The following is an 18,998-nucleotide window of genomic DNA, read 5'->3' as shown; positions in this document are numbered from 1 at the left end:
GGCGCTGTGCCTGTCGTTTCCACTTTTCCGCAAAGGAGTTGCTGCATGCGTACCTGTTCCCGGCCGGCCTGGATATCCAGCCTGATCCTCGCTGCTGTTTCCGTTCCCGCGCTGGCCCAGTCCGGGCCGGACAACCTGCCCCACATCATCGGCGGGGTCGACGCCGAACCCGGCCAGTACCCGTTCATGGCCAGCCTGCAGCGGCTGGGCCGCGGCGATTCGGACCACGCCCGGCACGGCTGCGGCGCCACCCTGATCTCGCCCTCCTGGGTGCTCACCGCCGCCCACTGCGTCGACGGGCTGCTGCCGGCGCAGCTGGCGGTCGTGGTCGGCCAGACCACGCTGAAGACCACGCCGCGCCGCCGCGCTTCCAACGTCAAGGCGATCCACGTGCACCCGGCCTACGACGAAGGCAACCTGCTCAACGACGTGGCGCTGATCCAGCTCAAGCGGGCGGTGCCCAAGGCCGAGCCGGCCGAGCTGCTGCTGGGCCGGGACAGCGCCTACCTGAAGCCCGGGCGCGCCTTCACGGTGATCGGCTGGGGCGTGACCGACTTCCCCGGGGAGGAGCAGCTACCGACCACCCTGCAGACGGTGCAGCCCCCGTTCGTGACCTTCGCCGCGTGCCAGCAGGCCTACCCGGACCTGCAGGCCGGTGCGGTGATCTGCGCCGGCGCCGAGGGTATCGACAGCTGCAGCGGCGACTCCGGCGGGCCGTTGATGGTCCGCCGCAAGGGGGCCTGGACGGTGCTGGGCACGGTCAGCTGGGGCGAGGGCTGCGCGCTGCCGGATCGCCCCGGGGTGTATGCGCGGTTGTCGCAGGGCTATGTGCGTGACTTCATCCAGGCCACCTGGATGCGTGACTGATATCCAGTAGAAACAGTGGGTTGCGCCCATCCTGCCGGCCCGTCGGGCAGGATGGGTTGCCGCTGCGGGGGCGCAGGCCGCAAGATGCGGACCGGTCCGGGGAAGTCCGAATTCATGTCCATGCCGTTGATGACAGGGCGCTACCGACCCTGGGTGATGTCGCTGTCGCTGTGCGGGCTGCTGCTGGTGGGGGCGTGCAAGCGCGACACGATCGACCCGGATGCACCGGCCGCCGAGCCGGTGGCCGCGTTGCAGCAGATCGCCCGCCACTTGGCCGACAACGACCTGGTGGGCTACGCCCGCGCGTCGGTGCCGCCGGCCCAGTACACCCGCCTGCAGGCGGCCTGGAGCGTGGGCCACAGCCGCTGGCCGCTGACCGACCTGCCGCTGGATGGCCAGCTGCTGCCGATGCTGGCGGCGCTGTCCGCGCCGGATGCGCCCAAGCGCCTGCAGCGCTCCTTCGATACCCAGATTGCCGGCCAGGCCACCGGGGTGCGCCAGGCGGCCCATTCGATGGGGCTGTTCGGCGTGCAGTACCTGCGCAACCAGACCGACTACAGCGAGGCCGAGCGCGCCCACTACAGCCAGGTGGTGGATGTGCTGAGCCGCTGGGCCGCCGCCGCGCCACTGACCGACAAGCAGCGCGCCAGGACCACCATCACCCTGTTGACCGCCACCGCACGCAACGCCGGGCTGTCCACCGACGCCGAGCTGCAGGCGGCCGGCATGGAGGGCAGCCTGCGCCGGCTGGGGCCGTTCGCCAAGGCGCTGAAGACCGCGCTGGCCAGTTACGGGCTGTCGCTGGACGCGGCGATGACCGAACTGCGCGGCGAACTGGTGTCGCAGGAGGGCGACACCGCCCTGCTGCGGATCCAGTACCCGCTGGCCGGCGAACAGATTGAAGCCCAGGTGCGCATGACCCGCCGCGAGGGCCACTGGTACCTGGCGCGCACCCTGGAAGAGACCGACGCACTGCTCAAGGCGGCCGACGAAGCGGCGGCCGCCGTGGCCGCGCAAGCTGAACATGACGCGCAGCTGGCCGCCGAAGCAGAGGCCGCCGCGCAGGTCAAGGACGGTGCTTCTGCACCGGCTAAGCCATAATGAAGCCGATGCCGAACCAGAATCCCCTGCCTTTCCCCGGCGAAGAGCCGCCCAAGACGCCGGACGCCCCGTCCGCGTCGCCCGACACCGTGCCCGGCGCAGATGCACCGACCGCGGGTGCAACCGACCCGGCGGCGATCGTGCCCAGCCCGGTCAGCGCGGCAGCGCGCACCTCGTTCGGGCGCCGCCCGTGGTGGGCCCGCCTGCTGGGTCGCCTGGTCGAACCGTGGCTGTCGCTGAAGATCGAACCCGAACACCCCGGCCAGTACGACGACGGCCGCCCGGTGGTCTACGTGCTGGAAGACTACGGCCTGTCCAACGCGCTGATCCTGGACAAGGCCTGCCGTGAAGCCGGCCTGCCCTCGCCGCTGGTGCCCATTGCCGGCGACCCGACCGGGCGCAGGCGGGCGTACCTGGCGCTGTCGCGGCGGAGCAGCAGCAACTCGCTGATTCCCGAACAGCGCGGCGCCAAGACCCATTCCGATTCGCTGGCCAAGGTGCTGCAGGCCCACCGCGCACGCGGCGAGCTGGACGTGAACCTGGTGCCGGTGTCGATCTTCGTCGGCCGCGCGCCGGACAAGCAGAGCGGCTGGTTCGCGGTGCTGTTCTCGGAAAACTGGGCGCTGGTGGGCCGCTTCCGCCGCCTGCTGGCGGTACTGCTCAACGGCCGCAGCACCATCGTGCGGTTCGCCCCGCCGATCTCGCTGCGCGCCACCGTGGACGAGGGGCTGGACCCCGAGCGCACGGTGCGCAAGCTGCAGCGCGTGCTGCGCACCCACTTCCGCCGCATCCGCGAATCGGTGATCGGGCCGGACCTGTCCACCCGCCGCCTGCTGGTGGACAAGGTGCTGGAGGCCGACACCGTCCGCGATGCCATCGCCTCCCAGGCCAAGCGTGACAACACCAAGCCGGCCGATGCCTGGAAGAAGGCGCACGCCTACGCCTGGGAAATCGCCGCGGACTATTCCAGCCCGGTGGTGCGCTCGGCCAGCTTCATGCTCAGCCACGTGTGGAACCGCATCTACGCCGGCGTGCTGGTGCACCACCTGGACAAGTTCAAGGCCGCCGCGCCGGGCCATGAAGTGGTCTACGTGCCCAGCCACCGCAGCCACATGGATTACCTGCTGCTGTCCTACCTGCTGTACGACCGTGGCATCGTGCCGCCGCACATCGTGGCCGGCATCAACCTGAACCTGCCGGTGGTGGGCACGCTGCTGCGCAAGGGCGGTGCGTTCTTCATCCGCCGCTCGATCCGCGGCAACGCGTTGTATTCGGCGGTGCTGAGCGAGTACGTGGCGCAGCTGGTGGCCGGTGGCTATTCGATCGAGTACTTCGTCGAAGGCGGCCGTTCGCGTACCGGGCGCCTGCTGCAGCCCAAGGGCGGCATGATCTCGATGACGCTGCGCGCGTTCCTGCGCCAGCCGCGCAAGCCGGTGCTGTTCCAGCCGGTGTACATCGGCTATGAAAAGCTGATGGAAGGCGGCAGCTACCTGGACGAACTGTCCGGGCGGCCGAAGGAAAAGGAATCGATCTGGCAGCTGCTGTGGTCGATCCCCAAGGTGCTCAAGCAGAACTACGGCCAGGTGGTGGTGAACTTCGGCGAGCCGATCGCGCTCAACGACGTGCTGGCCCGCCAGGCACCGGAGTGGGACGGCGCGCCGGTAGGCGAGGATGAGAAGCCGTCGTGGCTGTCGGGCACGGTGGACCATCTGGCCGAACGCATCCAGGTGCACATCAACGGCGCGGCCGACGTGAACCCGATCAACCTGCTGGCGCTGGCGCTGCTGTCCACGCCCAAGCATGCGATGGGCGAAGCGGACCTGATCGCGCAGATCGAGCTGTGCAAGACCCTGCTGGTGGAAATGCCGTATTCGGACCGGGTCACGGTCACCCCGCATTCGCCGGAGCGGATCATCGCGCACGCCGAGGAAATCAACGTGCTGACCCGGGTCAAGCACCCGCTGGGCGATGTGCTCAGCGTCAGTGGCGATACCGCGGTGCTGCTCAGCTACTTCCGCAACAACGTCATCCACCTGTTCACCGCCTCGTCGTGGGTGGCGTGCTGCTTCCAGAACAACCGCCGCATGAGCCGCACCGGCCTGGTGCAGCTGGGCCGCACCGTGTACCCGTTCCTGCAGGCCGAGCTGTTCCTGCCGTGGACCGAGGACGAGTTCGCCCAGCGCATCGAGCAGACCATCGCGGTGTTCGTGCGCGAGGGCCTGCTGCAGAACGTCAACGACGACGACGGCGGCATCCTGGCACGCAACACCGGGCAGACCGACGAAGTGTTCCGCCTGCGTGCGATCGGCCATTCGCTGCAGCAGGCGTTCGAGCGGTACTACATCGCCATTTCGGTGCTGGTGAAGAACGGCCCGGGCACGCTGGGCGCGGCCGAACTGGAAAGCCTGTGCCAGCAGGCCGCGCAGCGCCTGAGCCTGCTCTACGCCCCGGCCGCGCCGGAGTTCTTCGACCGCACCCTGTTCCGCGGCTTCATCCAGAAGATGCGCGAGCTGCGCCTGGTGTGGCCGGACGAGAACAGCAAGCTGCTGTTCGACGAGCGCCTGGACATGTGGGCCAAGGATGCCAAGTTCATCCTGGGCCGCGAGCTGCGCCACACCATCGAGCGGGTGAGCCCCGAAGCCGCGAAACCAGAGGAACCGGTCGCCGCGGATTGAGGTGGGTGCGGGAAAGGGTAGGTGCCGACCGTTGGTCGGCACGCGTCACGCCGGCTCGTCCGGAATCAACATGTCTTCCAGCTTCGCGATGCGGTCCTTGAGCTGCAGCTTGCGCCGCTTCAGCCGCTTGGCCTCCAGCTCATCCTCGCCATTGGCGGCCATGCGCTGGATCTCTTCATCCAGCACGCGATGCTCCTGCCGGAGTTCGGCAAGCAGGTCGCTGATCTGTTCGGGCGTCAGGGTATCCACAGCGGTCGAGCATACACACCCGGGATGACGCCCGGGAGTGAACGCAGTCACTTCCGCGACCCGGTGAGGGCCGGTGCGAGCCGGTAGAATGCTCCGGATGCCTGCCGTCCTGCCCCTGCCCGATCCGCTGCCCCGCGCCCCGCGCACGGATGCGGCCGCGCAGGACAAACTGGCGCGCAGGTTGCGCCGCCAGGTGGGCCAGGCGATCGCCGACTTCGGCATGATCGAGGACGGTGACCGCATCATGGTCTGCCTGTCCGGCGGCAAGGACAGCTACACCCTGCTGGACGTGCTGCTGCAGCTGCAGAAGAAGGCCCCGGTGAGCTTCGAACTGGTGGCGGTGAACCTGGACCAGAAACAGCCGGGCTTCCCCGAACACGTGCTTCCCGGGTACCTGGCCTCGATTGGCGTGGCCTACCAGATCATCGAACAGGACACCTATTCGGTGGTCAGCCGGGTGATTCCGGAAGGCCGCACGATGTGCTCGCTGTGTTCGCGGCTGCGTCGCGGTGCGCTGTACCGGCACGCGGCGGAAAATGGCTTCAGCAAGATCGCACTCGGCCACCACCGCGACGACAGCGTGGCCACGTTCTTCCTCAACCTGTTCCACCACGCCAAGCTCTCGGCGATGCCGCCCAAGCTGCGCAGCGATGATGGCCAGCATGTGGTGATCCGCCCGCTGGCCTATGTGAGCGAGCGCGACATCGAACAGCATGCGCAGGCGCGCGGCTTCCCGATCATTCCGTGCACGCTGTGCGGCAGCCAGGACAACCTGCAGCGCCGCCAGGTGGCGCAGATGCTGCAGCAGTGGGAGGATCAACACCCCGGGCGGATCGACCAGATCGCGCGCGCGCTGGGCAACATCCACCCCTCGCAGCTGGCCGACCCCGCCCTGTTCGATTTCATGGCGCTGGGCCGCACCGCGGTCGCGCCCAGCCCGCCGTCGGCCTGGACCGATGGCACCCCCTGACCTTCCCTTTCACGTCTTCAACTCCGGATCTCCATGTTCTTTCGCAACCTGACGCTGTTCCGCTTCCCGACCGCCACTGATTTCTCCGACGTCGACACCCTGCTGCCGCAGGTGCTGCTCAAGCCGGTGGGCCCGCTCGAAATGAATTCGCGTGGCTTCATCTCCCCGTTCGGCCGTGAGGAAAAGGCCGTGTTCTCGCACCGCGTCGGCGACGCGCTGTGGCTGACCGTGGGCGGTGAGGACAAGATCCTGCCGGGCGCGGTGGTCAACGACCTGCTGGCCCGCAAGCTGGAGGAAATCGAGGAGAAGGAAGGGCGCAAGCCAGGCGGCCGCGAACGCAAGCGCCTGAAGGACGACCTGCTGCATGAGCTGATGCCGCGTGCCTTCGTGAAGAGCTCGCGCACCGACGCCCTGATCGACCTGACCCACGGCTACGTGGCGGTGGACTGCTCGAGCAGCAAGAAGGGCGAGAACATGATGTCCGACATCCGTGGCCTGCTGGGCAGCTTCCCGGCGATGCCGCTGAACGCCGAAGTGGCGCCGCGCTCGATCCTGACCGGCTGGATCGCCGGCGAGGAGCTGCCGACCGGGCTGAGCCTCGGCGAAGAGTGCGAGATGAAGGACCCGGCCGAAGGCGGCGCGGTGGTCAAGTGCCAGCACCAGGAACTGCGCTGCGACGAAATCGACAAGCACCTGGACGCCGGCAAGCAGGTGACCAAGCTGGCCCTGGTGTTCGAGGACAACCTGTCCTTCGTGCTGGGCGACGACCTGATCGTGCGCAAGCTGAAGTTCCTGGACGGCGCCCTGGACCAGCTTGGGCACGCCGACGAAGACGGCCGCCGTGCCGAGCTGGACGCCCGTTTCGTCCTGCAGAGCGGCGAAGTGCGCCGCCTGTTCCTGCTGCTGGAACAGGCCTTCAAGCTGAGCAAGGCCGACTGAGGCACCGGGCGGGGCCCTGCCCCGCCCCCCTTTACACCCCGCAGTCATATCCCGCGCACCACGGGCGCTATGCTGTACCCATGCCCGGATTCCTCCGCCGCCTGATCTCCCCGGCCGTTGCCCCCACGTTGCAGCGCGATACCGTGCGCCTGCGCCTGGAGGATGCCGAGATCGACGTGCTGCGCGTGCGCGATCCGCGCGCGCGCCGGATCAAACTCAGCGTGGATGAGCGTGGCGTGCGGCTGACCCTGCCGCCGCGTGCCAGCCTGGTGATGGGTGAGCGCTTCCTTGAGCAGCACCGCGGTTGGCTGTCCACGCAGCTGCGCAATTACCAGGCACAGAACCTGCCGCCGCCGCTGGTGATTGGCGAGCCCGGCGTGCTGCCGCTGCGTGGCGAACTGCTGCCATTGCGCTGGGAAACCGGGCGCTATGCGCGCCTGGAGCTGGACGACGATGGCGTGTGCATGCACCTGCCGGCACGCGGTACCGATGCCACGGTGAAGCGCGCGCTGCGCGAATTCTACGAAGCACAGACCCGCGCCGATGTCGGCCAGTGGCTGCCGCGCTACCTGCCCAGCCTGCCGCGCGCGCCTGCCCGGTTGCGGCTGAAGGTGATGTCCTCGCAATGGGGCTCGCTGGCGCCGGATGGCAGCATGGCGCTGGACCTGGCGCTGGTGCTGGGGCGGCCGTCGGCGTTCGAGTATGTGCTGGTGCATGAGCTCTGCCATCTGATCCAGGCCAATCATTCGCCGGCGTTCTGGGACGAAGTGGAACAGCGCTTCCCGGCGTGGCGTGAGGAGCGGGACTACTTCCAGCTGGAAGGGCGGCGGCTCAAGGCGATGTTGCGGCAGCTGCTTTAAACACGCTTCGGTGGGGTTTGCCACGCAGGGCGTGGCACTACGCATACGGTCGAACCGCCGGGCGTGTCCACATTCGACTTTGTTGCATGGGATCGCTGCTTGTGGCGCGGGAATCTGGCGGCTGCCGCCGCCACCCGGAATGCCCCATGTCGACGATGGCCTCGGTTGCCTTCGATGTGCTTACCAATGTGCTTGCTGCGGCCGTGCTGGGCACGGCGGCGATGCTGCGCGCGCGCGTGCCGGATGTGTCCGGGGTGTGGACGCTGACGCGCTATGGACAAGGGGCCGAGCGCCGCGCCGAGGCCGTGTACCTGGTGATGCTGTCGCAGAACGGGGTGCGCGTGGAAGGCGTGGCCGAGTGCGTGCAGTGCCGCGTTGGGAACGGTCCACTACGGCCGCTGCCCGGCCGCGAACGGCCACGGGTGGAGGTCAGCGGCGGGCTGTATGGCAGCGTGTTCCACCGCAAGCGGTTCCGACTGCTGTTCCGTGAAAGCGCACGGCGCCAGGGCAGCATCGCCACGCACGGAATGGACCGCCGTGAAAGCGACGACCACTGGCGCGGCAGCTACATCCTCAGTGCCGGCGGCCGCAGTGGCGACAGTGAGTGGCGACGCGGGCAGGGGGTGCATGATTTTGCCGTGGCCAACGACGCGTACCCATCAACCGATCAGGTCGATGCCCGTGCGCGCAGCGTGGCCGCCTGCGCCCAGCGTGCGGCCACGCGCGGGGCGGTGATGCACACCGCCTGATCGGTCACGGTGGTGACCGCGCGCTCCAGCAGCTGGATGTCGGCCTCGTGCTGGCGCGCCACGTGCGGGTCTTCGAAGAAGATCGCGCGCTGGCAGCGGCCTTCCAGCACCTGGTCGGCGATCTGCGCATCGCCACCCATCGGGCCGCTCTGGTAGCGGGTCACCCATTCCTGTTCCTTGGGCCAGCCCCGGCTCCAGGCCAGCTCATTCAGGCGCTGGCCGGTGGTGCCGGTACCCACGCGGCTGCGGAAGCGCGAGAGCAGATCGAAATGTTCGTCGGCGAAGGCCAGCATGGCCGGCTTCATCGCATCGTGCGCGATCAGCGCCAGCGTGTGCCGCTCGAACGCGTGCAGGTCATCGGCGCCGGGATCGGCGGCCAGGCCGGCGTGCATGCGTTCCACTTCGATCCAGTCGCGCGCGGTCGCCACGGTGGAGATGAAGGGCTTGCCGTGGATCACGCACTGGCGCTTGAGCGCGGTGGCTTCGGGGAACACCGAGGACGGGTCGACCGGGTCCATCAGGTAGATCGCCCCATCCAGCGTGCGCTCGGGCGTGCCCATGCCCACCACCTCGGCGACCAGCTTCATCAGGCCACCCTCGCGGCCGTTCGGGTAGCGGCGCAGGGGGGCGAAATCGGGCAGGAAGCCCAGCCGCTGGATGGCGTCATAGGTGCGGCCGACCGCATGCAGCTCCACGCCCAGCTCGCGCAGCCCGGTATCGCTGGCGCGCAGCCAGCGGAACAACGCGGCGTGCTTGTCGTGGTGGTGCAGCCGATTGGCGGCCAGGCCGATGCGCATGGGAATCATCCGGGAAAGTGGGGCATCCGCGACATTACCAGCCCTTCACGACAATTCGTAAAAGTTGCATAGCCGCCTACCGGGGCCATAACCGACATTGACCGCCATCAGCCCGTCAATCAGGACAGTCCCCCATGCCCCTCTCCGCTACCCGCACCGCACCGTCGGTGCAGACGCTGGCCCACGACCGCGGCGCCCGCATCCGTACGCTGGGCCGCCTGCTGCGCCATGCCGCCCACGGCGATGCCGATGTGCTGCTGGTCGGGCTGGCGCGCATGCTGGATGCGCATATCGAATGCGACCACGCCGACGATGCCGGCAACGCCCGCATCCGCGACCAGCTGGATGAGATCCAGCTGTTGCTGGCGCTGGAGATCGAACGCGCCGGGGTGCGGGCGGCCGCCTGACGGCCCGGCGTTACGCGGTGATCAGCTCCACGATCGCCGCCGCCGCATCGCGGCCTTCGGCCACGGCGGTCACCACCAGGTCCGCACCGCGCACCGCGTCGCCACCGGCGAACAGGCGCGGGTGGGCGGTCTGGAACGGCAGGCGGCCGTTGCCACCGGCGAGGATGCGGCCGTTGTTGCCCGCTTCCACGCCCTGCGCGGTCAGCCATGCCGGTGCGGTCGGCGAGAAGCCGAAGGCGATGATCACCACGTCCGCTTCCAGCAGCGATTCGCTGCCCTCGATCGGCACCGCGTTGCGCCGGCCCTGTGCGTCGGGCTCGCCCAGGTGGGTTTCCACCACGGTCACGCCGATCGCTTCGTCATCGGCACCGGCCTCGATCGACAGCGGCTGGCGGTTGAACAGGAACCGCACGCCTTCTTCGCGGGCGTTGGCCACTTCGCGCGCCGAGCCCGGCATGCTGGCTTCATCGCGGCGGTAGGCGCAGGTCACCCGCGCCGCGCCCAGCCGCACCGCGCTGCGCACGCAGTCCATGCCGGTATCGCCGCCACCCAGCACCACCACGCGCTTGCCTTCCAGGTCGGGCAGGGCAAGGGTGTCTTCCCAGCCGGCAATCGGCCGAGCGTGGGCATCGCTGCCGCTGACGATGCGGCTGTTCTGCACCAGGAACGGCAGCGCCGGCAGCACGTTCTTCAGGTCCTGCCCGGGCAGCCCGCCATCGGTATAGCGGTAGGCGCCGGTGCCGACGAACACCGCGTCGTAGTCGGCCAGCAGCGTTTCCAGGGTCACGTCGCGGCCGATCTCCACGCCCAGCCGGAACTGCACGCCCATGCCTTCCAGCACGTTGCGGCGGCGGCTGATCACCGACTTGTCCAGCTTGAAGCTGGGAATGCCGAACTGCAGCAGTCCGCCAATCTGTTCGTAGCGGTCGTACACCACTGCCTGCACGCCGGCATGCGCCAGCCGGTCGGCACAGGCCAGCCCGGCCGGGCCGGCACCGATCACCGCCACCCGCTTGCCGGTGCTTTCCACCGCCGCCATGTCCGGCCGCCAGCCGGTGGCCAGCGCGGTATCGACGATGTACTTCTCCACCGCGCCGATGGTGACCGCGCCGAACTCTTCCAGCGTGCAGCTGCCTTCGCACAGGCGGTCCTGCGGGCACACCCGGCCGCACACTTCCGGCAGCGGGTTGGTGGAATGGCACAGCGTGGCCGCTTCGTGGATGCGGTTTTCCTGCACCAGCTGCAGCCACTGCGGAATGGCGTTGTGCACCGGGCACTTCCAGCTGCAGTAGGGGTTGCCGCAGTCCAGGCAGCGACCGGCCTGGTACTGGGCATCTTCCTTGCCGAATTTGCCGTACAGCTCACCCCAGTCGCCGGAGGTGCGCAGCTCCACCGGAATGCGCTGCGGCATGGTCCGGGGCAGGTCGAGGAACTGGAAGGCGTGCTTGCGGCTCATGTATGGGAATCCAGGAAATCAGGCGGCACGGCGCAGCGATTCGGTCAGCGATTCAATGCTGGCGGCCTTGGGTTTGACCAGCCAGAACTTGCCCACGTAGTCGCGGAACTCGTCCAGGATCTGCTGGGCCCAGATGCTGCCGGTGAGCTCGCGGTGGCGGCTGATCAGCGTGTGCAGGTGCTGGCGGTGGTTCTCGAAGCCTTCGGCCGAAATGCGGTGGATGTCGATCAGTTCGTGGTTGTAGCGGTCCACGAAGTCGCGGTCGATATCCAGCACGTAGGCCAGGCCGCCGGTGAAGCCGGCACCGAAGTTCAGCCCCACCTTGCCCAGCACCAGCACGATGCCGTCGGTCATGTATTCGCAGCAGTGGTCGCCGGCGCCTTCGATGACCGCCAGCGCGCCGGAGTTGCGCACGCCGAAGCGTTCGCCCGCGCGCCCGGCGGCGAACAGCTCACCGCCGGTGGCGCCGTACAGGCAGGTGTTGCCGATGATGGCGGTGTTGCGCGCTTCGAAGCGTGCGCCGCGCGGCGGGCGTACCACCAGACGGCCGCCGGCCATGCCCTTGCCCACGTAATCGTTGGCTTCGCCTTCCACTTCCAGCTGCAGGCCGCCCACGTTGAACGCGCCGAAGCTCTGTCCGGCGGTGCCGCGGAAGCGCAGGGTCAGCGGCGCATCGCTCATGCCCTGGTTGCCATGCGCGCGTGCGATGGCGCCGGACAGGCGGGTGCCGATGGAGCGGTCGGTGTTGTGGATCAGGAAGCGGTGTTCGCCGCCCAGCTTGCCGGCGATGGCCGGGGCCAGCAGGCCATCCATCTGCGTGGCCAGGCTGTCCGGCGATTCGTACAGGCGCTGCGCGGCGCAGTGGCTGCCGCCGTACTGGGCCGGGTTGAGCAGGCGCGACAGGTCGACCTTGACCCCGGGGCGCGGGGCGACCTCCAGCTGCCGCAGCAGGTCGGTGCGGCCCACGATCTCGTCCAGCGAGCGCACGCCCAGGTAGGACAGCCAACCGCGCACTTCCTCGGCCAGCAGCCGGAAGAAGTTCTCCACGCGCTCTGGCAGGCCGGTGAAGTACTGCGCGCGCAGGCGCTCGTCCTGGGTGGCCACGCCGGTGGCGCAGTTGTTGAGGTGGCAGATGCGCAGGTACTTGCAGCCCAGCACGATCATCGGCGCGGTGCCGAAGCCGAAGCTGTCCGCGCCCAGCAGCGCGGCCTTGATCACGTCCAGGCCGGTCTTCAGCCCGCCGTCGGTCTGCAGCAGGGTGCGCCCGCGCAGGTCGTTGGCCACCAGCGCCTGGTGCGATTCGGCCACGCCCAGTTCCCACGGCACGCCGGCGTAGCGGATCGAGCTGACCGGGCTGGCACCGGTGCCGCCATCATGGCCCGACACGGTGATCAGGTCCGCACCGGCCTTGACCACGCCGGCGGCGATGGTGCCCACGCCGGCATGCGAGACCAGCTTCACCGACACCAGCGCATCGGGGTTGACCTGCTTGAGGTCGTAGATCAGCTGGGCCAGGTCTTCGATCGAATAGATGTCGTGGTGCGGCGGCGGCGAGATCAGGCCGATGCCCGGCTTGGCATAGCGCAGCCGTGCGATCAGTTCATTGACCTTGTGCCCGGGCAGCTGCCCGCCTTCGCCGGGCTTGGCACCCTGGGCGACCTTGATCTGCAGCACTTCGGCATTGACCAGGTATTCGGCGGTGACGCCGAAGCGGCCCGAGGCCACCTGCTTGATCTTGCTGCGCTTGTTGGTGCCGTAGCGCACCGGGTCCTCGCCACCCTCACCGGAATTGCTGCGCCCACCCAGCTTGTTCATGGCGATGGCCAGCGCTTCATGCGCTTCGGGCGACAACGCACCCAGGCTGATCGCGGCGGTGTCGAAGCGGCGGAACAGGTCCTCGGCCGGCGCCACTTCCTCCAGCGGGGTCGGCGTGGGGGCCGCCTTGAGCTGCAGCAGGTCGCGCAGCGCCGACACCGGCCGGCCATGCACGGCTTCGCAGTAGCGCTGCCAATCGGCGGCATCACCACTGCGCGCGGCGCGCTGCAGGGTCATGACCACGTCGGGGTTGTACATGTGGTATTCGCCGCCGTGCACGTACTTGAGCACGCCGCCCACTTCCGGGCGCAGCAGGTCGTTCCAGGCGCGCACGGTGAGCTCGCGGGCCTCGTCGTCCAGCCGTGCGAAGCCAACGCCGGCCACGCGCGACGGCGTTTCCGGGAAGCACAGGTCGACCACTTCATCGTCCAGCCCGACGATTTCGAACAGCTGCGCGCCGCGGTAACTGGCCACGGTACAGATGCCCATCTTGGAGATGATCTTGGACAGGCCCTTGTAGATGCCCTTGCGGTAGCTGCGGCCGATCTGCGACTGCTCGCCGCCCTTCTTCAGCTGCAGGATGCCGCGCCGGCCCAGGTCGAACAGGGTCTGGTAGGCCAGGTACGGGTACACCGCGGTGGCACCGAAACCGAGCAGGCAGGCCATGTGGTGCGGGTCGCGCGCGGTGCCGGTTTCCAGGATCAGGTTGACGTCGCAGCGCAGCCCGGCGTTGGACAGGTGGTGGTGCACCGCACTGGTGGCCAGCAGCGCATGCACCATCGGCCGGTCGGCCACCGGGTAGCGGTCGCTGAGCAGCAGCATCACGATGCCCTCGCGCGCGGCCGCTTCGGCTTCGGCGCAGATGCGTTCGATGCCGGCCTTCAGCCCTTCGTCCAGGCTGTAGGACAGGTCGATGAGCCGGTTGCGGTCCACGTACTGCGGCATCTTGATCAGCTGGCGCAGCTTGCGCTGGCTGAGCACCGGCGAATTGAGGATGACGTGGTTCACCGTCTCCGCGCCGGCATGGAAGATGTTGGTCTCCTTGCCGAGCTGGGTGGTGAGCGACATCACGCAGTCTTCCCGCAACGGATCAATCGGCGGGTTGGTGACCTGCGCGAACGCCTGGCGGAAGTAATCGTAGAGCGGTCGGCTCTGCTGGCTGAGCACCGCCATCGGGGTGTCATCGCCCATCGAGCCGGTGGCCTCCTGCTCGGTCTCGGCCAGCGGGCGCAGGATCTGCTCCACTTCCTCGGTGCTGAGCTGGAACAGCTTGTGGTAGCTGCGCAGGGTGCGTTCGTCGAACGGCTCTTCCACCAGCGATGGGTCGATCAGCTCGGTCTGCAGGTAGGTCACGCCCTGCTGCAGCCACTGCTTGTACGGCGCGCGGCCGCGGTTGATGCGGTCGATGGCGTCCGAATCGAGCAGGTCGCCGCGCTTGAGGTCGATGGCCATCATCTCGCCCGGGCCCAGCTTGCCCTTGCGCACCACGCGCTCGGCCGGCACTTCCCACACGCCTGCCTCGGAGGCCACCAGGAAGTGGCGGTCGGAGGTGAGCATCCAGCGCGCCGGGCGCAGCCCGTTGCGGTCCAGGGTGCAGGCGGCATAGCGGCCATCGCAGGCGACGATGCCGGCCGGGCCATCCCACGGTTCGCTGTTGAGGCCGTAAAACTCGTAGAACGCGGCCAGGTCGGCGTCCTTGAACTCCAGCGACTGGGTCGCCGGCGGCACCAGGATGCGCAGCGCCTGGATCAGCTCCATGCCGGCACTGACCATCAGCTCCAGCATGTTGTCCAGGCTCTGCGAATCCGAGCCGTGCATGGAGATCACCGGATCGAACTCGCCGATGTCGAAGCGGGGGGTCTTCCACACCTTGCTGCGCGCCTGCGCCCAGCGCCGGTTGCCTTCGATGGTGTTGATCTCGCCGTTGTGGGCGAGCATGCGGAACGGGTGCGCCAGCGGCCAGCGCGGCAGCGTATTGGTGGAAAAGCGCTGGTGGAACACGATGGCGCTGGAGGCCAGGTCGTTGCGCTGCAGGTCCGGGTAGAACCGGCTCAGCTTGTCCGGCAGCACCATGCCCTTGTAGCTGATCGCGTTGGGGCTGAGCGTGGTGACGTAGTAGTCGGCATGCGCGCGCAGCTGCTGTTCGCTGCGGCGGCGGGCCAGGAACAGCGCCAGGGTGAAGGCAGCCTCGTCCTGGCCGTGGCCGGCATCGACGAACACCTGTTCGATGTGGGGCAGGGTGTCGCGGGCGAGCTGGCCGCACACGCTGGGATCGGTCGGCACCACGCGCCAGCCCAGCGGCTGGCAGCCGGCGTCGCGCAGTTGCTGTTCAAGGGTGTCGCGGCAGGCCTGGGCGGCAGCGGCGTCGTGCGGTAGGAACACCACGCCGGCCGCATGCAGCTTGCCGAGGGTGATGCCGGCTTCGGCGGCCAGCGCCTGCAGGAAGGCTTCCGGGCGGCGCAGCAACAGGCCGCAGCCGTCACCGGTGACACCGTCGGCGGCGACACCGCCGCGGTGGGTCATGCGCGAGAGCGCGGCAATCGCGGTGTCGACTAGCAGCCGTGACGGCTGGTCATCCAGTTGCGCCACCATGCCGAAACCACAGGCATCGCGTTCGTCTTGTGGGTCGTAAAGCCCTTGGCGGTTGCGGGGGGCCATCTCTGCCTCAATGTCGGGTGAGCGGCGACACTCGTCCCCGCTCAATCCGTTGAGCGCATCTGGAGGCACCGGATGCTTCGACTAGATCACAGTTGCTGCAACGCCGCAATACACGGTTGCACGCGCAACCAAACCCCTCGAAAACCCGCGTCCGGTGCGCCCAATTCAGCCGCAGCGCAGGCCGCTGACCACGCCCTTTTCGTCCACTTCGATGTTCAGCCGCTCGCCGACGAACTCCATCGTGGTCATGTCGTCCGGCTTGAGCACGCGCAGCTCGCGCGCGCTGGCATCCTGCTGCGCCTGCGCCCCGATGGCGTCGCTGTAGGGCTGGCCGACCAGGCTCTGCACCTGGTTGGCATCGCAGTTGCCGACCGGCGGTGCCTCGGTGGCCTTGCCGGTGGTGTCGGCCGGGGCGGCGGCGACTTCTTCGGCGGCCTTCTGCGCGTGGGTACCCGCTGCTTCCTGTTCGTCCATCGGCGGGGCCTTGCAGGCGCCCAGCAACAGCAGGGTGGGGACCAGGGCCGCGGCCATGATCGTGGGACCAAACGGACGCCGCAGGCGGCGGAAGGACAAGGACGACATCGAGACTCCAGAGTTCCAGGCGGTAAACCATGGAGCATATCGCCAAGGGCGGGCGTGAGGTGTTTGTGTTGCGTTATTGACGCGGCGCCGTCGCCACGCCCACCACACTGCAGGCCCCCACCTTGCCTGCCGCCATGCCCGCACGCCTTGCCACCCCCGAAGCCACCGCCGCCCGCGATGCAGGCCTGCGCTATGTCAGCGATGAACAGCCGGGCCTGGCGCGCCGCCGCGCCGGCAAGGGCTTCAGCTACCGCGATGCCGACGGCCACGCCGTGCGCGATGCCGCCACCCTGGCCCGGATCCGCGCGCTGGCCATTCCACCGGCCTACACCGACGTGTGGATCTGCGCCTCGCCCAATGGCCACCTGCAGGCCACCGGGCGCGATGCGCGCCGGCGCAAGCAGTACCGCTACCACCCGGACTGGGCGCGGGTGCGTGGCGACGGCAAGTTCGACCGGGTGATCGCCTTCGGCCAGGCGCTGCCGGCGCTGCGCCGGCGGCTGCGCCGCGACCTCAAGCTGCCCGGGTTCCCGCAGGACAAGGTGCTGGCGATCGTGGTCGCGCTGCTGGCCGAAACCCTGGTGCGGGTGGGCAACCCGGAGTACGCCCGCGACAACCGCTCCTACGGCCTCACCACGCTGCGCAACCGCCACCTGGAACTGGTCAAGGGCGGGCGCGCGCGCATGCGCTTCCGCGGCAAGTCCGGCCAGCAGCAGGAAGTGGATATCGACGACAAGCGCCTGGTGGGCCTGATCAAGGGCTGCCAGCAGCTGCCCGGGCAGGCCCTGTTCCAGTACCGCGACGACGACGGCACCCTGCAGCCGGTGGACTCGGGCCAGGTCAACGCCTACCTGCGCGATGCGATGGGCGCCGATTTCAGCGCCAAGGATTTCCGCACCTGGGGCGGCACCGTGGCCGCGCTGCGCCAGTTCGCGGCTACCGCGCTGCCCGAGGCGCCAAGCGAGCGGGCGCTGGCCGCGCTGCAGAAGGAGGTGGTGTGCGAAGTGGCCACGCTGCTGGGCAATACGCCAGCGGTGTGCCGCAAGGCCTACATCGATCCCAGCGTGTTCGTCGGCTGGCGCGATGGCACCCTGGCCAAGCTGGCGGGGCTGCGGGGCGAGCGCCAGTGGGAGCAGGCCACGCTGAAATTCCTGCGCTCGGCACGGCGCGCGGTGAAAGGCAAGGCCGCGCGCTGAGGCGCGGCCACGCCGTGGCGATCAGCCGCAGTAGATGGCGGTGATGTTGTTGGTGCGGCCCTTCTCGATGGTGAGGCGATCACCACCGCTTTCCGCGCCGGGGGTGGGGTTGGCCGCGCCACTGGCGGTGGCACCGCTCTCGGTGCGCTGGCCGCGCAGCACTACCACCTGCAGGCTGTCACTGTCCACGCGGGCGCGTTCCACCGTGGCCGCCGACGCGGCCAGGCCGACCGCGCCGCGCACCTTGTCCACGTGGCACTGGCCGGAAATGACGCCATCGATGGGCTGCACCTGCGCCATCGGCGTGCTGCTGCAGGCGGTAAGGGCGGTCAGTGCGGCAACGGCAAGCAGGGGACGAAACATGGGGCCACTCCAGCGGGATTCTGGTGCCCACGATGCCGCCGCACGCGTATGCGGCGGATGAAGCCCTGCACGGCACGCCCACATGGCATTCACCGTATGCGACTGCTGGCGCCGACACACTGCCCTTGCCTCGCCCTCCACCCGCATCGAGGCACACGCAACGAAGGAGTTCAGCATGGCCACGGCCAAGAAGACCCGTAAGCGCACCCCCACCGCTGCCGCACCCGCCGCCGACCCAACGCCTGCCCGCGCGCGCGCGCCGGTGGTCAAGACCGCCACCCGCAAGGCCGCCGCCAGCGATCCGCGCGCCGCGCGCGTGGCCGCCCGCCAGCGCCGCCTGCAGGACCAGGAAAAGGCCAAGGACGCGCGTGCCGCGGCAAAGAAGAAAGCCGCCAAAAAGGCAACGAAGAAGGCGACCCAGGCCGGCACCCGCAAGCAGCCTGAAACCATGCCCGCCCAGCACATCGCCAAGCCGGGCAACGAACACGAACTGCAGCTGGCACCGCGTTTCCTGGCGCCCGACTACGTGGGCAGCGGCAAGCTGCAGGGCAGGCGCGCCATCATCACCGGCGCCGACTCCGGCATCGGCCGCGCGGTCGCGGTGCTGTTCGCGCGCGAAGGCGCCGACGTGGCGGTACTGCACCTGGACGAAGCCGACGATGCTGAGGTCACCCGCCAGCATGTGGAAGCCGAAGGTACCCGCTGCGTGGTGATCGCCGGGGACGTTCGCGATCCGAAGTTCTGCAACAAGGCGGTCAAGCAGGTGGCCAAGGCGTTCGGCGGCATCGACATCCTGGTCAACAACGCCGCCTTCCAGCTGCACTGCGAACGCCTGGAAGACCTGGAAGACGAACACCTGCAGGAAACCCTGCAGACCAACATCGGCGGCTACATCCAGATGGCACGCGCAGTACTGCCACACCTGCAGGAAGGCGACTGCATCATCAACACCGGTTCGGAAACCGGCCTGTTCGGCAGCAAGGCGCTGATCGACTATTCGTCCACCAAGGGCGCCATCCATGCCTTTACCAAGGCGCTGGCCAGCCAGCTGCTGCCGCGTGGCATCCGCGTCAACGCCGTGGCCCCCGGCCCGGTGTGGACCCCGCTCAACCCGGCCGACAAGCAGGCGCCGGATGTAGCTGAGTTCGGCAAGGACAGCGACATGGGCCGCCCGGCCCAGCCCGAGGAACTGTCGCCGGCGTATGTGTTCCTGGCCTCGCCGGTCACTGCCAGCTACATCAGCGGCGTGATCCTGCCGGTCATGGGCGGTCCACGCGGCTAGCGCCGTTGCGGTCACGACCAACGGTCGTGACC

The 18,998-nt window shown here is 68.8% G+C and carries 16 protein-coding genes; 10 read left to right on the top strand and 6 right to left on the bottom strand.

All coding sequences use genetic code 11. The annotated features are described in order from the left end of the window. Positions 1 to 45: 45 nt before the first annotated feature. The 3 genes from QMX79_RS07160 to plsB all read left to right on the top strand — a co-directional run bounded on the left by QMX79_RS07160 (position 46) and on the right by plsB (position 4,643). Positions 46 to 867: a serine protease gene (locus QMX79_RS07160; RefSeq protein ID WP_282245778.1), complete on the top strand. Its 822-nt coding sequence runs from the start codon at positions 46 to 48 to the stop codon at positions 865 to 867. Positions 868 to 981: 114 nt separating this feature from the next. Then, a complete protein-coding gene (locus QMX79_RS07155; protein WP_282245777.1) occupies positions 982 to 1,968 on the top strand; it encodes a hypothetical protein in 987 nt (328 codons plus the stop codon). Then, a complete protein-coding gene (plsB, locus tag QMX79_RS07150; protein WP_282245776.1) occupies positions 1,968 to 4,643 on the top strand; it encodes a glycerol-3-phosphate 1-O-acyltransferase PlsB in 2,676 nt (891 codons plus the stop codon). Before QMX79_RS07155 ends, plsB begins: the two co-directional genes overlap by 1 nt. A 45-nt stretch (positions 4,644 to 4,688) precedes the next feature. On the opposite strand, the gene QMX79_RS07145 is transcribed toward plsB, so the two are convergent. Then, complete coding sequence (locus tag QMX79_RS07145) at positions 4,689 to 4,892, bottom strand: YdcH family protein (protein ID WP_282245774.1); 204 nt, start codon at positions 4,890 to 4,892, stop codon at positions 4,689 to 4,691. A 97-nt stretch (positions 4,893 to 4,989) separates the two neighbouring features. On the opposite strand from QMX79_RS07145, the gene ttcA reads away from it, so the two are divergent. The 4 genes from ttcA to QMX79_RS07125 all read left to right on the top strand — a co-directional run bounded on the left by ttcA (position 4,990) and on the right by QMX79_RS07125 (position 8,410). After that, positions 4,990 to 5,862, top strand: coding sequence for a tRNA 2-thiocytidine(32) synthetase TtcA (gene ttcA / locus QMX79_RS07140; protein ID WP_282245773.1), 873 nt, complete (start codon positions 4,990 to 4,992; stop codon positions 5,860 to 5,862). A gap of 33 nt (positions 5,863 to 5,895) precedes the next feature. Then, positions 5,896 to 6,801 carry a recombination-associated protein RdgC gene (locus QMX79_RS07135; protein ID WP_282245772.1) on the top strand — a complete coding sequence of 302 codons (906 nt, stop codon included), beginning with the start codon at positions 5,896 to 5,898 and terminating at the stop codon, positions 6,799 to 6,801. 80 nt (positions 6,802 to 6,881) lie between these two features. Next, complete coding sequence (locus tag QMX79_RS07130) at positions 6,882 to 7,661, top strand: SprT family zinc-dependent metalloprotease (protein ID WP_282245771.1); 780 nt, start codon at positions 6,882 to 6,884, stop codon at positions 7,659 to 7,661. A gap of 146 nt (positions 7,662 to 7,807) precedes the next feature. Then, positions 7,808 to 8,410 carry a hypothetical protein gene (locus tag QMX79_RS07125; protein WP_282245769.1) on the top strand — a complete coding sequence of 201 codons (603 nt, stop codon included), beginning with the start codon at positions 7,808 to 7,810 and terminating at the stop codon, positions 8,408 to 8,410. On the opposite strand, the gene QMX79_RS07120 is transcribed toward QMX79_RS07125, so the two are convergent. Next, positions 8,329 to 9,207 carry a methylglyoxal synthase gene (locus QMX79_RS07120; RefSeq protein ID WP_282245767.1) on the bottom strand — a complete coding sequence of 293 codons (879 nt, stop codon included), beginning with the start codon at positions 9,205 to 9,207 and terminating at the stop codon, positions 8,329 to 8,331. The two genes, QMX79_RS07125 and QMX79_RS07120, sit on opposite strands and share 82 nt — an antisense overlap. A gap of 134 nt (positions 9,208 to 9,341) precedes the next feature. Here QMX79_RS07120 and QMX79_RS07115 point away from each other — a divergent pair, with 134 nt between their 5' ends. Then, positions 9,342 to 9,614, top strand: coding sequence for a hypothetical protein (locus QMX79_RS07115; RefSeq protein ID WP_282245765.1), 273 nt, complete (start codon positions 9,342 to 9,344; stop codon positions 9,612 to 9,614). A 10-nt stretch (positions 9,615 to 9,624) separates the two neighbouring features. Here the strand turns inward: QMX79_RS07115 and QMX79_RS07110 are convergent, their stop codons facing one another. The 3 genes from QMX79_RS07110 to QMX79_RS07100 all read right to left on the bottom strand — a co-directional run bounded on the left by QMX79_RS07110 (position 9,625) and on the right by QMX79_RS07100 (position 16,074). Continuing rightward, on the bottom strand, positions 9,625 to 11,070 hold the full coding sequence (locus QMX79_RS07110) for an FAD-dependent oxidoreductase (RefSeq protein ID WP_282245761.1): 1,446 nt from the start codon (positions 11,068 to 11,070) through the stop codon (positions 9,625 to 9,627). Positions 11,071 to 11,088: 18 nt separating this feature from the next. Beyond that, positions 11,089 to 15,543, bottom strand: coding sequence for a glutamate synthase large subunit (gene gltB, locus QMX79_RS07105; protein ID WP_282245759.1), 4,455 nt, complete (start codon positions 15,541 to 15,543; stop codon positions 11,089 to 11,091). A gap of 165 nt (positions 15,544 to 15,708) precedes the next feature. Further along, positions 15,709 to 16,074, bottom strand: a complete 366-nt coding sequence (locus tag QMX79_RS07100; RefSeq protein ID WP_282245816.1) for an I78 family peptidase inhibitor — start codon at positions 16,072 to 16,074, stop codon at positions 15,709 to 15,711. Between the two features lie 185 nt (positions 16,075 to 16,259). Between QMX79_RS07100 and QMX79_RS07095 the strand changes: the two genes are divergently transcribed. Beyond that, entirely contained in the window at positions 16,260 to 17,321 is a 1,062-nt protein-coding gene (locus QMX79_RS07095; protein WP_282245757.1) for a DNA topoisomerase IB, read from the top strand. A gap of 21 nt (positions 17,322 to 17,342) precedes the next feature. Here the strand turns inward: QMX79_RS07095 and QMX79_RS07090 are convergent, their stop codons facing one another. Continuing rightward, positions 17,343 to 17,684: a hypothetical protein gene (locus QMX79_RS07090; protein WP_282245756.1), complete on the bottom strand. Its 342-nt coding sequence runs from the start codon at positions 17,682 to 17,684 to the stop codon at positions 17,343 to 17,345. A gap of 175 nt (positions 17,685 to 17,859) precedes the next feature. Here QMX79_RS07090 and QMX79_RS07085 point away from each other — a divergent pair, with 175 nt between their 5' ends. Beyond that, positions 17,860 to 18,966, top strand: a complete 1,107-nt coding sequence (locus tag QMX79_RS07085; protein ID WP_282245755.1) for an SDR family oxidoreductase — start codon at positions 17,860 to 17,862, stop codon at positions 18,964 to 18,966. Positions 18,967 to 18,998 lie beyond the last annotated feature (32 nt).

The sequence above is a fragment of the Stenotrophomonas sp. PS02300 genome (assembly GCF_029959395.1).
Classification (GTDB): Bacteria; Pseudomonadota; Gammaproteobacteria; order Xanthomonadales; family Xanthomonadaceae; genus Stenotrophomonas; species Stenotrophomonas maltophilia_AD.
The sequence above is the reverse complement of the archived record's forward strand: the minus strand, read 5'-3'. Positions and strand labels throughout refer to the sequence as shown.